The sequence below is a fragment of the Aliiroseovarius halocynthiae genome, assembly GCF_007004645.1.
GTDB classification, from domain to species: Bacteria; Pseudomonadota; Alphaproteobacteria; order Rhodobacterales; family Rhodobacteraceae; genus Aliiroseovarius; species Aliiroseovarius halocynthiae.
Map to the genome: position 1 here is coordinate 22,565 of NZ_ML660022.1, position 15,766 is coordinate 38,330.

Genomic DNA, 15,766 nt, shown 5'->3' on the forward strand with positions numbered 1-15,766 from the left:
CCCCCTTAGTCGTGTGACACGCCGAGATAGGCGTCGATCACATCCTGGTTGTTGCGCACCTCGTCGGGTGTGCCGTCCCCAATTTTCTTGCCGTAGTCCATAACGACCACGCGGTCGGACAGGTCCATAACCACGCCCATGTCGTGCTCGATCAGGGCGATCGTGGTCCCGAACTCGTCATTCATGTCGAGGATGAAGCGGGACATGTCCTCTTTCTCTTCGACGTTCATGCCGGCCATTGGTTCGTCGAGCAAAAGCAGCGACGGTTCAGCGGCCAAAGCTCGCGCCAGTTCCACACGCTTTTTCAGACCGTAAGGCAGACGCCCAACAGGCGTTTTGCGGATGTGCTGGATTTCAAGAAAGTCGATGACTTTCTCGCAGGCTTCGCGGTTTTCCAGCTCTTCCCGTTCGGCTTTGCCTTTCCAGATCGCCTGCTGAAACAGATTGGCGTTCATCTTGTTCAGGCGGCCGGTCATGATGTTGTCCAGCACGGTCATGCCTTCAAACAACGCGATGTTCTGGAAGGTCCGTGCCAAGCCCTGACGCGCCACCTGATAGGGCCGCATCGGCGGGCGTTTCGACCCGCGGAACCAAACCTCGCCTTCTTGGGGTTTATAAAACCCCGAGATGACGTTCAGCATCGAGGATTTACCAGCACCGTTCGGGCCGATGATCGCGCGGATCTCGCCTTCGCGGATATCAAAGCTGATGTCCTTGATCGCAACCACACCACCAAATCGCAGCGTGATGTTCTTAAGGTCCATGACTACGGGGCCAATGGTGCGCCCGTCTTCTGTGACGTAGCTGTCGGCGTTCATATCGGTCGTCATTCTGCCGCCATCCCCTGAATGTTGCCCACCACAGCCGCATCGCGGATTTCCAGGGTGGCGTTGATCGACCCCTTGCGACCATCTTCATAGGTCACTTCGGTTTCGATATATTGCTCGGATTTGCCGCCATAGAGCGCATCAATCAGCGGAGCGTATTTCTCTTCCACGATCTTGCGGCGCACTTTACGGGTGCGGGTCATCTCGCCGTCATCTGCGTCCAATTCCTTGTGCAGGATCAGGAAACGGTGGATCTGACAGCCTGACAGCATCTCGTCTTCAGCAACCGATTTGTTGATCGTTTCAACATGTTCCTGAATAGTCGACACCACTTCCGGGTGGCCGGCCAATTCCTGATAGGATGCATAGGCCACGTTGTTACGCTCGGCCCAGTTGCCAACGGCGGTCAGGTCGATGTTGATGAAGGCCGTGCACATGTTGCGGTCATTGCCGAAGACAACTGCCTCCAGAATGTCCGGGTAGAACTTCAATTTGTTCTCAACATATTTGGGTGCGAACATCCGGCCATCGGCCATCTTGCCCACGTCCTTGGCGCGGTCGATGATGCGCAGATGGCCGTTCTTTTTGTCGAAGAAGCCAGCATCACCGGTTGCAACCCAACCCTCAGGATCCTTGGTATCCTTCGTGCTTTCCGGGTTGTTGTAATACTCAACAAAAGTCCCCGGCGAGCGATAGAAGATCTCGCCATTGTCCTCGATGCGCACTTCCACACCCGGAGCAGGCACGCCAACAGTATCATTGCGCACTTCGCCATCCGGCTGCACAGTGATGAACACGGTCGCTTCGGTCTGACCATAAAGCTGCTTCAGGTTGATCCCCATCGAGCGATAGAACGCGAAGATTTCCGGACCAATCGCTTCACCAGCGGTATAACCAACACGAATGCGGCCAAAGCCCAGCGTGTCTTTCAAGGGGCCGTACACCAGCACGTCACCACAGCGATACTTGAAGTATTCCTGCAAGTTGCCGCGATACAGCTTCAGACCAATCGGATCCTTGGCTTTGAAATGCTTACGCACGTTCTTGCCGTGGCGCAGCTTGGCAAAGGCCAGACGGATGCCGTTTTCGATAATGGTCTCGGCTGCAAAGCCAATGCCCATTGCATAGTTGAAGCCATGGCGCAATTTCTGCTCCAGCGTCTTCTTTTCGGTGGTTACTTTGCGCTTAGGCATGCCGTATTTCTCGCCGGCACCGCTTTTCGCAAAGTCCATGAAGTGATGGAAGATGGCGTATTTCAGGTCGCCACTGTCTTCCATGCGGATCATCACATTGGTCAACTGCGTTTCAAAAACGCGGGGCGGGGCGAAGTAATAGGTCGGCCCGATTTCACGCAGATCCGACATCAGCGTGTCGGCGCTTTCCGGGCAGTTCACACAGAAGCCACACCACATGGCCTGACCAAGCGAGAAGATGAAGTCACCCACCCACGCCATTGGCAGATAGGCCAAAATGTCTTCGTTCATACCCAGATTGTCGAACTCGGACGAATTCTTGGCACTTTCGATGATGTTGCGGTTCGACAGAACCACGCCCTTGGGGCGACCGGTGGTACCCGAGGTGTACAGCATCACGCAGGTGCTGTCATAATTCAACTCGGCTTCGCGGGCGGCCATCTCGTCTTCCAGACGGGCATGGGCCACGCGGCCTTCTTCCTGAATGTCGACATACCAATGCAAATGGCTGTGGTCGTATTTCCGCAAGCCACGCTTGTCATAGTACAACACGTGTTCGATGTGATGGATCTTGTCCTGCACCTCGATCACTTTGTCGACCTGTTCCTGGTCCCCGCAGATGACGAAACGTGCGCCACAGTGCTCTAGCACGTATTCCATCTCTTCCACGACCGCATCTTGGTAAAGCGGCACCGGTACGGCGCCTACCTTTTGTGCGGCAACCATCGCCCAGTAATGGGCCGGACGGTTGCGGCCGATGATGGCCACGTGGTCCCCGCGGTTGATCCCCAAAGCCAAAAGACCCAGGGCAAGGTTCTGAATTTCTTCAGCAGCCTCTGCCCAGGTCCAGCTTTGCCAGATCCCGAATTCTTTCTCCCGGTAAGCCGGGCGATCTCCATATTCCTTCACATTCCGCGCCAGAAGCGCTGGAATAGAGGCAAACGCGCCTGCAGAGGCTAGTTCTTGTGCCAAATTTTCCTCCCACCGTCGGTCAGCCGACGTTCCCGGTCACCGAACGAATCTTGTTCGACAACCCTGACGGAAAAAATCTCGCGGTCAAAGGTTTCGGCACTTTTTCCCAATTCTATCGAATTGTTACAGGGTCCAGTGAATTCTTTCCCGGGGCCGCATTCCTCTTTTCCCTGGGCAGAACCGATGCTAGCGATAGGAACAGAGGGGGACCCGGTGCCATTACAGTCTTCAGAAACCGCCACATTGACCCAAGCCGGTCTAAACCTGATTCAGCAGGCGCTTTCCATTTATGATCGACGGCTCAATCTGGTCATTGGGAACCGCCAGTTTCAAGATATGTTCGACCTGCCAGACCAGTTGGTTAAGCCCGGCGCGCCATTTTCCGAAACCATACGCTATCTTGCTGAACGCGGTGACTATGGTGCAGTCGGAGACGTCGACGTTTTCGTCCAGTCCCGCGTAGATCAAGCGCTGGCTTTCGAACCGCACTATATGGAACGCACCCGCGCCAACGGGCGTGTGATCTCGGTCGAAGGGCATCCGCTGCCGCAAGGGGGATGGGTGACGGTCTATACGGATATTACACCGATCAAACGACAAGAATCGTTGCTGCGCGCCCGGTCCGAAGAGCTTTCGGATCAGGTTTTGACCTATACGGAAGAGCTGGCTCAAACGAACCGGGCGTTAACCTCGTCCAACATCGCCCTCGAAGAGACAAAACGGCAGCTGACCGTGATGGAAAGCCGCACCCGCCTGACCGCCGAAATGATGCCCGCGCATATCGCGCGAATTGACCGCGATCTACACTATACCTTCTCGAACCGCCGTCTGGGGAAGGTTTTCCCGGGACGTCCGACCGATCTTCTGGGCCTTCATGCCCGTGATGCGTTGGGCGACGAAGCCTTTGTTCAGATTAGCCCCTATTTCACTCGTGCTTTTCACGGTGAATCCAGCGTCTTCGAGTTTACGCACGAGACATCCGGCCGCCGAATTCGCGTCGCGCTGACCCCTGACAAGGGCAAAGATCAGATCACTGGCGTTTACATTCTGTCGATGGACGTCACCGAAGAAGCCCAGTCGCGCGCCGCCCTTGCCCAAACCCGAAAACGCGAGCTGGCCGCGCAGCTGACATCGGGTGTGGCACATGATTTCTCGAATTTGCTGACCATCATCATGGGGCTGCAAAGCCGTTTGGCGCAAATGGAGATCGGCAATGACGCGCAAGAGCTGGTGCAGGCCACCAACGCTGCCGTCCGTCGCGGTGGGAAGCTTCTGGAACGGATCGCTACGATCTCGGGTCGGCGCGATGTGCATATGGAGCCGGTGCACATTCACGAGATGCTGAAAGGGCTGGAAAGCCTGACGGTGCCGACCCTGCCCGCAAACATTCGCCTTAAGATCGACGTGTGCGGAGTGGACCAACGCGTCGTCCTTGATGCCGGTGCGGTGCAAGACGGGCTTCTGAACCTGATCATCAACGCAACGCACGCCCTGGGCGCAGATGGTGGCGACATCCTGTTGACGGCCCGTCAGATCCGCGAAACCTGGATCGAGTTTCGCGTGACCGACACCGGACCCGGCTTTGCCCCGGACGCGCTGGAGCACGCACTGGATCCGTTCTTTACCACCAAAGGCGGAGAAGGATCAGGGTTGGGGCTGTCCATGGTCTATGACCAGACGACCGTCGCAGGTGGCCACGTCAAAATCTTCAACAACAGCGAAACCGGCGGTGCAATCGTGTCGATCCGCCTGCCCTTGCGCATTCCGGCACAACCAATCGCGCCGCGGCTTGTGCTTTTGGTCGAGGACAATGAAACCATTCGCACATCCGTGCGCGAGATGCTGATCAGCATGGGCCATCAGGTGGTCGAAGCCTCGTCCGCCGAAGAGGCTTCAGGGCTGACCGACATCGAAGGGCTGGGCTTAATCTTGTCAGATGTTATGCTGGAAGGCGCGCAGACCGGGCCCGAATTCCTGAACGCAACTGCACAATCCGGGTTGGACGTGCCCATGCTGTTGATGACATCACTGCCCCCCGACGATCCACACCGCACAAACGCCGCTTTCCCGGTACTGCCCAAGCCGTTCACCTCGGGTGAGTTGGCCACATTCCTCTCGCAGGAGGTCCCATCGTGACCCAACATATGATCGCCATCCTAGATGACGAACCCGAAATCCGCCACATGCTGTCCCATGCGCTGGAAGAAGCCGGGTTTCGCACCGCAGCCTTCGCCCGCGCCACCGAATTCGAGGCCGCGCTGAACACCATGTCGCCCGATGTCTGCCTTGTGGATCTGGGTCTGCCAGATCGTGACGGACTGACGCTGGTCCACCGGCTGGCGCTGGAAAGCGGCGCGTCGATCATCATCATCTCGGGGCGGTCACTGGTGCAGGATCGCGTGACAGGGTTAGAGCTGGGGGCGGATGACTATATCGTCAAACCCTTTGAACCGGCCGAGGTCGTGGCCCGCGTTCGTGCCCGTCTGCGCGACCAGAAACCGGGCACCACCGCCCAGAACACGGCCCATTTCAACGGTTGGACCGCGCATTTCGACCGCTATGTATTGGAAGACGAGGCTGGCGAAGAAACCACGTTTTCACATGCCGAAGGCGAGGTTCTGCGCCTGTTTCTTGATGCCCCCAAACGTCTGATTTCCCGCGCACAGATGCAGGAAACACTGGGTGGCGTGGCAGGTGAGAGCTTTGACCGCGCAATGGACGTCCGCATCTCGCGTCTGCGCACGAAGCTGCGTGAAGATCCCAAAAACCCGCGCCTGATCAAGACGATCTATGGGGCCGGGTATATCTTTCTGGGGGATGTGCGCTGGGGCTAAACCAGCGTGACCGTGGTGTCATTGGCCTGACACAATACTGCGCAGCGTTCCGGCACCGCTTGATCCGTTAGCATCGCGTCAACATCCGCCAGCGATCCGATCCGCACGGGAGCCTTGCGCTCGAACTTGCTGTGGTCGGCGACCAGCCACACTTTATCACTTTGCGCCATGATGGCTTGGCTGACGCTGACCTCGTGCAGATCGAAATCCAGAATGTCGCCCGCATCGTTCAGGGCCGAACAACCGATGACAGAAATGTCAAAACGGAAGCGGCGGATCAGGTCAGTCGCCAGTTCGCCGACCAGCCCGCCATCCACGCGGCGCAAGCTGCCGCCCGAGACGATCACCTGAATATCGGGGTTCGCTGACAGGATCACCGCGATGTTGATGTTGTTCGTCACCACCAACAGGCCCTTGTGGTGCAGAAGTTCCTGTGCGACGGCCTCGGTCGTGGTGCCAATGTTCAGGAAGATGCAGCAATCATTCGGGATCTGCCGCGCACAGGCGCGCGCGATGTCGACCTTGGCCGTTTGGTTCAACTGCCGCCGCGCGTCATAGCCGATATTCGCGGTCGACGAGGGCAGAACCGCGCCACCATGCACCCGCTCCAGCGCGCCTTCGTCGGATAGCTCGGTCAGGTCGCGGCGGATGGTCTGGGGTGTGACGCTGAACAAATCCACCAGACGCTCGACTGTCACTTTGCCTTCACGACGGGCGACATTGATGATCTCGGATTTTCGCAAAGTGGTGCTCATCGCGCCCTCATGTTCGTTTTCACGCCATATGACGCGTATTCGGGCAGAAAATCCAGAGGTTCAGTGATAAATTCACACAAAGCGAATATTTTCGAACACTCAAAGCTTCTCTTTTTCACCGATTTCGCGCAATGTCCGCGTGAACGCGACTCACCCATGGGGCAGATATGCAAAGCGACTTCGACCTATTGATCATTGGCGGCGGCATTAACGGCTGCGGCATCGCGCGTGACGCGGCGGGGCGTGGCCTGTCCGTTTGTCTGGCTGAAATGGGGGATATCGGTGGCGCAACATCGTCTGCGTCGACCAAGCTGTTCCACGGTGGGCTTCGGTATTTGGAATATTTCGAGGTTCGGTTGGTTCGCGAAGCCCTGAAAGAGCGCGAAACGCTTTTGCGTGCCATGCCGCATATCTCGTGGCCGATGCGGTTTGTGCTGCCCTATCACCATTCAATGCGGTTCGACAGCTCGACCCCGACGTCGCGGCTGTTGAACACGGTCATGCCATGGATGAAAGGGCGCAGGCCAGGTTGGTTGGTCCGTTTGGGACTGTTCCTGTATGACAATCTGGGGGGGAGAAAAATCCTGCCCGGCACGACCCGCGTAGATCTGACATCCGCGCCCGAGGGCCAGCCCCTGAACCCGATGTTCGAAACCGCGTTCGAGTATTCCGATTGCTGGGTCGAGGATGCCCGTCTGGTCGTGCTGAACGCCCGAGACGCCGAAGCGCGCGGGGCCGAGATTAATCCCCGCACCAAGGTCACCCTTGCCGAACCCTATGATGGCGGCTGGCGCGCCACCCTGACCGATACCAAGTCCGGCGAAGCCCGTCAGGTCACTGCCCGGATGCTGGTCAACGCCGCCGGTCCTTGGGTGGCCGAGACCTTGGGCCAGACTCTTGGAAGCAATGCGCCCGCCAATATCCGTCTGGTGCGCGGCAGCCATATCGTGACCAAGCGCCTGTTTGATCACGACAAGTGCTATTTCTTCCAAGGACAGGATGGGCGGATTATCTTTGCGATCCCGTATGAGACCGATTTCACATTGATCGGAACAACCGATGCAGATCACGAGGACCCTGATACACCCCCCCGGTGTTCGGACGAGGAACGCGACTATTTGGTCACCTTCATCAATGGCTATCTGAAGGATCCAATCGCGGCCAACGATGTCGTCTGGACCTATTCCGGTGTGCGCCCGCTGTATAATGACGGCGGCGGATCGGCCGCAGCCGCCACCCGCGATTATGTTTTGCGCAACGACACGGTGCGGGACGCACCGGTTTTGAACATCTTTGGAGGCAAGATCACCACCTATCGCCGCTTGGCGGAAAGCGCGTTAGAAAAGATTGGCGCAGTGCTTGGCCCGCAGCCCGACAAATGGACCGCAGGCGTGCCCCTTCCGGGCGGAGACTTCCCAGTGGATGGATTCGACGGGTTGGTTGGCGACGTCCTGCGTGATTTCCCTTTCCTATCCCCGCGCCACGCCAAACGATTGGTCCGCGCTTATGGAACCGAGGCACGCGACATTCTGGGCGATGCGAAATCGCTGGGCGATCTGGGTCAAGATTTCGGTGCGACGCTGACCGAAGCAGAACTTAGATGGCTGATGGACAAAGAATACGCGCAACGTGCCGAAGATGTGGTTTGGCGGCGATCGAAACTGGGGCTTTTGTTGGATGCTGATCAGCTTGCCGCCATCGATACGTGGATGCGAATCGCCCGTTAGGTTTCGGTGGCTCACGTCGTGAGCCTGAGGGGCGTTGCCCCTTGCGCCAAATCTGCGATTTGACGCTACCCCAGGATATTTAAGGCAAGAAAAAGAGCGCCGGTTGGGGCGCCCTTTATGTGTTGATTTATTCCGCCGCGATCTGGGTCGGCACTTCGACCTTCACCGCGCAGAATTTCATCTCGGCGATCTTGCCATAGGGGTCCAGCGCCGGGTTGGTCAGCAGGTTCGCTGCTGCCTCGACATATGCAAAAGGCAGGAAGACCATGTTTTCGGCCACCGCGTAGTCCGCACGCGCCATCACGTCGATGGTGCCGCGGCGAGTTGTCAGACGGACCATATCCCCCGGCTGCACACCCATGTCGCGCAGAGTTTTCGGGTTCATGGAACAGTTCGCCTCAGGCTCGATCGCGTCCAGCACCGTGGCGCGGCGGGTCATGGATCCGGTGTGCCAGTGTTCCAATTGACGCCCTGTTGTCAGAACCATCGGGAAATCTTCATCCGGGGTTTCCGCAGGTGGGATGATTGAGGCTGGCGCGAAACGGGCACGACCGCCTGCACGCGGGAATTTATCCCCGAACACAACGGCTTGACCGGGGTCTTCAGGCGATAGCGACGGATAGGTCACGGCGTTCTGCTTTTCCAGACGGTCCCAGCTGATATTGGCCAGCGAGGGCATCACCAGTTCCATCTCGGCAAAGATCTGGCTGGGGTGATCATAGGTCCAACCCATGCCCATACGCTTGGCAAGCTCGGTCGTGATCTGCCAATCCTCCATCGCCTCTCCGGGGGGCGGAACAGCCGGGCGGCACATTTGCACCTGTCGGTTGGTGTTCGAGGTCGTTCCGGTCTTCTCGGCCAGCGCAGCGGCGGGCAGGATGACATCCGCATAGCAGGCGGTTTCCGTCACGAAGATGTCCTGAGACACCAGGAACTCCATCCGGCGCAGCGCCTCACGCACGTGGTTCACATCCGGGTCGGACATGGCCGGGTTTTCGCCCAGGATATACATGCCCTTGATCTTGCGATCATAAACAGCATCCATGATTTCAACGACGGTTAGGCCGGGGTTCGGGTTCAGTTCGTCGACGCCCCAAACGTCGCGATAGAGCGCCTGAACGCCCTCGTCCTTCACCGACTTATAGTCGGGATAGAACATCGGGATCAGGCCCGCGTCCGACGCGCCCTGCACGTTGTTCTGACCGCGCAGCGGGTGCAGACCCGTGCCCGGACGGCCCACATTCCCGGTCATCAGCGCCAGCGCGATCAGGCAACGCGAGTTGTCGGTGCCGTGGACGTGCTGGCTAACGCCCATGCCCCAGAAGATCATGCCGTTTTTGCCGTTTGCAAAGGTGCGCGCGGCAGCACGCAGTTCATCTGCAGGAATGCCGCAGACCTCTTCCATCGCTTCGGGCGTAAAGGCTTTCAGATGCTCGCGCATCGCGTCCCAATTCTCGGTATGCTCGGCGATATAAGCGTCGTCTTGCAGGCCTTCCTCGGCGATCACATGCATGATCGCGTTCAGCATCGAGACGTCCGCGCCGGGTTTGAACTGCAGGCGGTGCGCCGCAAAACGGCCCATACCCACGCCGCGCGGATCCATCACGATCAGTTTGCCACCACGCTGGGTGAACTGCTTGAAATAGGTCGCGGCAACCGGATGGTTTTCAATCGGGTTCGAGCCGATGACGATCGCCACATCCGCATTTTCGATTTCATTAAACGTCGCGGTAACCGCGCCCGATCCGACGTTCTCCAGCAATGCCACAACCGATGACGCATGACACAGGCGGGTGCAGTGGTCGACATTGTTATGAACAAAGCCCTGACGGATGAACTTTTGGAACAGATAGGCTTCTTCGTTGGTACATTTGGCCGAGCCAAAGCCGGCCACAGCCTCGCCACCATGGTCGTCACGCAGGCGCGTCAGACCTTTGGCGGCCACATCCAGCGCTTCGTCCCACGTTGCTTCACGGAAATGGGTCAGCGGGTTGGCCGGATCTACGTTCAGGCCCTTCTCGGCGCCTTCCTTGCGGATCAGCGGCTTGGTCAGGCGATGCGGGTGGTTGATATAGTCAAAGCCAAAACGGCCTTTCACACACAGGCGGCCTTCGTTCGCGGGGCCGTTGATGCCCTCGGCATAGACGACCTTGTCGCCTTTGACTTTCAGGCTGACTTGACAGCCAACCCCACAGAAGGGGCAGATGCTTTCGACCTCTTTGTCGAAATCCAGCGTGTCTTTCACCTTGGCCGGCATCAGCGCGCCGGTGGGGCATGCCTGAACACATTCGCCACAGGCCACACAGGTCGACGCCCCCATCGGGTCGTCGATGTCAAAGGTCGGGAACGCGTCGTGGCCGCGACCAGCCATGCCGATCACATCATTCACCTGCACTTCGCGGCAGGCGCGCACGCAAAGGTTACAGGAAATACAGGCGTCCAAATTGACGCTCATCGCAACGTGGCTGTCATCAAGCAGAGGGACGCGGCCTTCATCCATCTTCGGGAAGCGGCTTTGCTCGACCCCGTTCAGATCGGCCATATCCCAAAAATGCGAGGACGCGTCGTGGCGTTCTTCAGGCTGGTCCGCGACCAGAAGCTCGATCACCATCTTGCGGGCGGATTTGGCACGGGCGTTGTCGGTGGTAACGACCATGCCCTCGGACGGCTGGCGGATACAGGATGCGGCCAGCGTGCGCTCGCCCTCGATCTCGACCACACAGGCGCGACAGTTGCCATCGGCGCGCAGGTTCGGCACATCCTTGTGGCACAGGTGCGGGATCAGCGTGCCTTCACGCTTGGCAACATCCCAAATGCTTTCGCCGTCTTTCGCCGTGACTTCGCGCCCATCAAGGGTGAATTTGATTCCGTCGCTCATCCGTTCCTCCGTCATCCAATCCCCAGTATAAACCATGCACGGCGCGTCGTCAGTTCGCCATTCCCGACGCAAGGCATCGTTTTTGCGCCAGCCCCCCTTTTCGAACGGGGTCCAAGTCACTAGCAATGGGCGCAAAGGAGTCGCCAATGACCACCATCACCCTGATCCGCCATGGGCAAGCCAACAACACCGCCACAGACGAGGCCGGCTATGACCGGCTGTCTGATCTGGGCCGCCAACAAGCGCGTTGGCTAGGCGAACATATGCGCGACACCGGCCAGCGCTATGCGCGGATTTACACCGGCACGCTGACGCGTCATCAGCAGACCGCGCAGGAATGGGGCACCGAGGACTTCACCGCCGATGCGCGGTTGGACGAGGTCCGCTATTTCGATCTGTCCGAGCGCATGCATGCCCAGTTCGGTATCCCGCACCCCACCGGACACGAAGATTTCATTGATCATCTGCCTCTGACATTTGCAGCATGGCAGGAAGGCAAGATCGAGAACCCGCCCGAAAGCTTTCACGACTTCCAGACCCGTGTCTCGGACGTGATTCACGAGATTGCCGAGCGCGGCGAGGATGCGATCATCTTCACTTCGGGCGGGTTTATCGGCATGGCCACGCGGGTTGTGATGGGGCTGGATATTGGCCCGTTCACCCGCGCCATCCTGCCGATCATGAACAGCTCGATCCACCGGATGCGGCTGATGCCTGCCGGGCTGACGCTGACCCAGTTCAACGCGGTCCCACATCTGGAACACAAAGACCGCCACCACGCGCAAACCCATTTCTAAGAGGTCTTGATGAAGTTCTTCTATGCCCCCGGAACAATCGCCGTCGCCTCGGCTTTGGCGTTGGAAGAGGCCGGGTTGCTATATGAGCCGATCAAGATTGATTTTTCGCAGTCGGAACAGACGGGTAAGGCATTCCAGAACATCAACCCTAAGGGCCGTGTCCCGGCGCTGGCGACAGACGGACAGATCCTGACCGAAACCGGCGCGATTCTTGAGTATCTTGGCCAACTTGCCCCGGAAGCCGGGCTGATCCCCCAAGACCCGATGGACGCCTTTCGGATGCGCGAGGTAATGTACTACCTTGCCTCGACCATGCATGTGGCACATGCACATAAACTGCGCGGCCATCGCTGGGCGGATCGCCCTGAAAGCTGGGCAGACATGACGGCAAAAGTGCCGGAAACCATGGCTGCCTGCTGTACCCATCTGGAAGATAGCTGCGCCTTTGCCCCCTATGTGCTGGGCGAACAGATAAGTCTCGCCGATCTTTACCTCTATGCGGTGTGCAACTGGCTGGAAGGGGACAAGGTCGACATCGCAAACTACCCGAAAATACAGGATTTCATGCACGCCATGAACACCCGCCCCGCGACGATCCGCATCCGCGCGGCCGGGTTTCTTTGACCAGAAGGACAGACACCATGACCGAAACACATTTGTGGGTCCGCGCCGAACAGCGCCCGAATGAAGACCGGGTCGGCCTGACGCCAGAGGGCGCTGCCGAGCTGATCAAGGCAGGTATCCGTGTGACCGTCGAAGACAGCAGCGTGCGCGCCATCGGCATTGACGGATACCGCAATGCAGGCTGCGATATCGCGGCGGAAAACAGCTGGCCCGATGCGCCGCGTGACGCGATCATCTTCGGCCTGAAAGAACTGCCCGAGGACGGCACCCCGCTGTCCCATCGCCACATCATGTTCGGCCACGCCTTCAAAGGCCAGCACTCTGGTCTCGCGTTGCTGGAACGGTTCAAGGCAGGCGGCGGAACGCTCTATGACCTCGAGTATCTGGTGGATGAAACTGGCCGCCGCGTGGCTGCATTTGGCTATTGGGCCGGGTTCGCGGGGGCCGCTGTGACGTTGAAAAGCTGGGCTGCGCAACAGCAAGGCGCCGTGTGCGGTCCGGTCGGGGCCTACAAAAACAAAGACGCGCTGTTGGACGAACTTCGGGCAGAACTGGACGCGACAGGCAGCGACCGCCCCAACGCCATCGTCATCGGTGCGCTTGGTCGCGTGGGCACGGGCGCATCCGACCTGATGGAAGCGATGGGCGTCACGGTCACCAAATGGGACATGGCCGAAACCGCCCATGGTGGACCATTCCCCCAGATCCTGGACCACAACCTGTTCATCAACTGCATCCTTGCTGGGCCGAAAACGCCCGTATTCGTTCCTAAAGACGCACAGACCGCAGACCGCAAACTGACCGCCATCGGCGATGTAGCCTGCGACCCGGACAGCGACTATAACCCCGTGCCAGTCTATGACAAAGCGACCAGCTGGGACGCCCCAGCCCTGCGCGTGGCAGTTGACCCTGTGCTTGATGTGATGGCCATCGACAATCTTCCCTCGATGCTACCGTTGGAAAGCTCGATTGATTACGCCGGACAGCTTCTGCCATCCCTCGCGACGCTCACTGATCTGACCACGGGCGTCTGGGGCCGAGCTGAGGCCACCTTCCACACCCATATGAAGGACATCTAAGATGGAAACCTTGATTGGCAGCCTCGCAGGGATCGTCAGCACAATCTGCTGGATGCCCCAAACCATCCGCACATGGCGCACACGGCAAACCAAAGATTTGTCGCTGTCCACCAACCTTCTGGTGCTTTTGTCGGTCACGCTGTGGCTGATCTATGGCGTCATGCTGGCCGCGTGGCCGATGGTCATCGCAAATGCAATCGCGATAGCGCTGGTGGGGTCCATCATCGTTGCGAAACTGAAATTCGGCTGAAAGGAACCGTAATGACAATCCACTGGTGTGGCACCGGCCTGTCGGCCATCCCCGGCCTGCGTCGCCTGATCGAAAACGGGCGTGAAGTCACTGTCTGGAACCGGACCGTCGAAAAGGCTGAAGAGGCCGTTGGCGACCTGACCAAAGACATCCGCGCCTTTTCTCTGAACGAGCTTGCGGAAGCACTGAAACCCGGCGACATCGCCGTGTCGATGCTGCCCGGAGATCTGCACGTTCCCGTCGCGAAACTGTGCCTTGAGAACGGCGCACATTTCGTATCGTCCAGCTATATCGCGCCGGAAATAAAGGCGCTGGATGATGCGTTTAAAGAAGCCGGTTTGGCCTGCGTGAACGAGATCGGGCTGGACCCCGGAATTGACCACTTGATGGCGCATTGGCTGGTCGCGGACTACCGCGCCTCGGACGCCTATGACGCGGGCAATAAGCTTAGCTTCATATCCTATTGTGGCGGTGTGCCGAAGATTCCGAACCCGTTCCGGTATAAGTTCAGCTGGTCCCCGCTGGGCGTGCTAAAGGCCCTGCGTTCGCCGTCAAAATCCATCAAAGACGGCCAACCCTACGACGTGGCCCGCCCGTGGGATGCAATCAGCAGCTATGACGCCCCACTGCAAAAACCCGAAAGCTTCGAGGTCTACCCCAACCGCGACTCGCTTCCCTTCATGGAAGACTACAAATTCGACCCCGCATGGGACGTCGATCTGTTCGTGCGCGGCACCCTGCGCCTGAACGGTTGGGCTGACGCGTGGAAAGATGTGTTCGCCGAGGTTGAAACGCTGGAAGGTGACGCCGGCGACGCCCGCCTGAAGGAAATGTCCGACCAGTTCTGGGACGAGAATTCCTATGACGAAGGCGAACCCGACCGCGTGATCATGTGTGTGGCGCTGAAGGCCCATAAAGACGGCGCTGATGCCTATCACAAAACCTATGTGATGGACGCGTGGGGCGATGATCGCGGCACCGCGATGGCGCGTCTGGTATCCACGCCCGTATCGCTCGCCATCGACATGGTGCTTGACGGCAAAGCCCCCGCAGGTGTCACCGCTGCCACTGCCGATCCCGAACTGATCGAGACGTGGATGGGTCACGTGAAGGAACTGGCGCAGCACGTGGCCGTGGTCGATCACACCGCCTGATTGCGATGTCGTAAAATGACCAGCATGGCGGATACGCCATGTTAGGCTTCCCAAAAAGGGAGGCCGCCATGCTGGACAAATCAAAACCGACTTGGACAAGTTTCGAGAACGCCACCAAGGAAGATTTCCTTGCCGTTATGGAATATGACGAGGCCTACGCGAACGCCGTCGTCGACCGTCTGCTTGATGCCTTGAAAGAGCTGGACGAGGAAGACACGCCCTATCCGATCAACCGCTATCAGCACTCGCTGCAATCCGCCACGCGGGCCCATGAAGCAGGCGAGCCAGAAGACCTTGTCATCGCCGCACTTCTGCACGATCTGGGCGACACACTATCGCCCTTCAATCACGGCGAACTGGCCGCCGCCATCGTGAAGCCATACGTCAGCGAGCGCACCCACTGGATCCTGAAACACCATTGCGTTTTCCAAGGCTACTACTACAACCACCACCTTGGCGGAGACCGCCACGCCCGCGAGAAATACCGCGACAGTCCGTACTACGACGCCTGTGTGAGGTTCTGTCACGAGTACGATCAGAACTCGTTCGACCCGGACTATCCGACGAAACCATTGGAGTTCTTCGAGCCGATGCTCCGCCGTGTGTTCAGCCGGTCAGAGGGGCATATGGAGTTGAATGAGGTGCGGGATAGGTGAATTTGAGCGATCTCGATTGC

General features: G+C 58.6%; 13 protein-coding genes. 9 read left to right on the forward strand and 4 right to left on the reverse strand.

Annotated elements, in window-relative coordinates:
• Nucleotides 1-5 precede the first annotated feature (5 nt).
• Nucleotides 6-830, reverse strand: a complete 825-nt coding sequence (locus FIL88_RS11670) for an ABC transporter ATP-binding protein (protein ID WP_246066701.1) — start codon at nucleotides 828-830, stop codon at nucleotides 6-8.
• Nucleotides 827-2,992, reverse strand: coding sequence for an AMP-binding protein (locus FIL88_RS11675; protein ID WP_142854057.1), 2,166 nt, complete (start codon nucleotides 2,990-2,992; stop codon nucleotides 827-829). The genes FIL88_RS11670 and FIL88_RS11675 overlap by 4 nt, the downstream gene beginning before the upstream one ends.
• Before the next feature lie 213 nt (nucleotides 2,993-3,205).
• Between FIL88_RS11675 and FIL88_RS11680 the strand changes: the two genes are divergently transcribed.
• Both FIL88_RS11680 and FIL88_RS11685 read left to right on the forward strand, forming a co-directional pair.
• Nucleotides 3,206-5,128 (forward strand): hybrid sensor histidine kinase/response regulator, encoded by a 1,923-nt coding sequence (locus tag FIL88_RS11680; RefSeq protein ID WP_407642365.1) that lies wholly within the window; start codon nucleotides 3,206-3,208, stop codon nucleotides 5,126-5,128.
• A gap of 8 nt (nucleotides 5,129-5,136) precedes the next feature.
• Nucleotides 5,137-5,826 carry a response regulator transcription factor gene (locus tag FIL88_RS11685; protein ID WP_407642366.1) on the forward strand — a complete coding sequence of 230 codons (690 nt, stop codon included), beginning with the start codon at nucleotides 5,137-5,139 and terminating at the stop codon, nucleotides 5,824-5,826.
• On the opposite strand, the gene FIL88_RS11690 is transcribed toward FIL88_RS11685, so the two are convergent.
• Complete coding sequence (locus tag FIL88_RS11690) at nucleotides 5,823-6,581, reverse strand: DeoR/GlpR family DNA-binding transcription regulator (RefSeq protein WP_142854060.1); 759 nt, start codon at nucleotides 6,579-6,581, stop codon at nucleotides 5,823-5,825. The two genes, FIL88_RS11685 and FIL88_RS11690, sit on opposite strands and share 4 nt — an antisense overlap.
• 167 nt (nucleotides 6,582-6,748) lie before the next feature.
• Here FIL88_RS11690 and glpD point away from each other — a divergent pair, with 167 nt between their 5' ends.
• On the forward strand, nucleotides 6,749-8,308 hold the full coding sequence (gene glpD / locus FIL88_RS11695) for a glycerol-3-phosphate dehydrogenase (RefSeq protein ID WP_142854061.1): 1,560 nt from the start codon (nucleotides 6,749-6,751) through the stop codon (nucleotides 8,306-8,308).
• Between the two features lie 127 nt (nucleotides 8,309-8,435).
• On the opposite strand, the gene fdhF is transcribed toward glpD, so the two are convergent.
• Nucleotides 8,436-11,186, reverse strand: coding sequence for a formate dehydrogenase subunit alpha (gene fdhF, locus FIL88_RS11700; protein ID WP_142854062.1), 2,751 nt, complete (start codon nucleotides 11,184-11,186; stop codon nucleotides 8,436-8,438).
• A gap of 146 nt (nucleotides 11,187-11,332) precedes the next feature.
• Between fdhF and FIL88_RS11705 the strand changes: the two genes are divergently transcribed.
• The 6 genes from FIL88_RS11705 (at nucleotide 11,333) to FIL88_RS11730 (ending at nucleotide 15,746) form a co-directional block, all read left to right on the forward strand.
• Nucleotides 11,333-11,983, forward strand: a complete 651-nt coding sequence (locus FIL88_RS11705) for a histidine phosphatase family protein (RefSeq protein ID WP_142854063.1) — start codon at nucleotides 11,333-11,335, stop codon at nucleotides 11,981-11,983.
• 9 nt (nucleotides 11,984-11,992) lie between these two features.
• Nucleotides 11,993-12,607 carry a glutathione S-transferase family protein gene (locus FIL88_RS11710; RefSeq protein ID WP_142854064.1) on the forward strand — a complete coding sequence of 205 codons (615 nt, stop codon included), beginning with the start codon at nucleotides 11,993-11,995 and terminating at the stop codon, nucleotides 12,605-12,607.
• Between the two features lie 17 nt (nucleotides 12,608-12,624).
• Nucleotides 12,625-13,686: a saccharopine dehydrogenase gene (locus FIL88_RS11715; RefSeq protein ID WP_142854065.1), complete on the forward strand. Its 1,062-nt coding sequence runs from the start codon at nucleotides 12,625-12,627 to the stop codon at nucleotides 13,684-13,686.
• A 1-nt stretch (nucleotide 13,687) separates the two neighbouring features.
• A complete protein-coding gene (locus tag FIL88_RS11720) occupies nucleotides 13,688-13,936 on the forward strand; it encodes a SemiSWEET family sugar transporter (protein ID WP_142854066.1) in 249 nt (82 codons plus the stop codon).
• 11 nt (nucleotides 13,937-13,947) lie between these two features.
• On the forward strand, nucleotides 13,948-15,090 hold the full coding sequence (locus FIL88_RS11725; RefSeq protein ID WP_142854067.1) for a saccharopine dehydrogenase family protein: 1,143 nt from the start codon (nucleotides 13,948-13,950) through the stop codon (nucleotides 15,088-15,090).
• A gap of 68 nt (nucleotides 15,091-15,158) precedes the next feature.
• Nucleotides 15,159-15,746 (forward strand): HD domain-containing protein, encoded by a 588-nt coding sequence (locus FIL88_RS11730; protein WP_142854068.1) that lies wholly within the window; start codon nucleotides 15,159-15,161, stop codon nucleotides 15,744-15,746.
• Nucleotides 15,747-15,766: the final 20 nt, after the last annotated feature.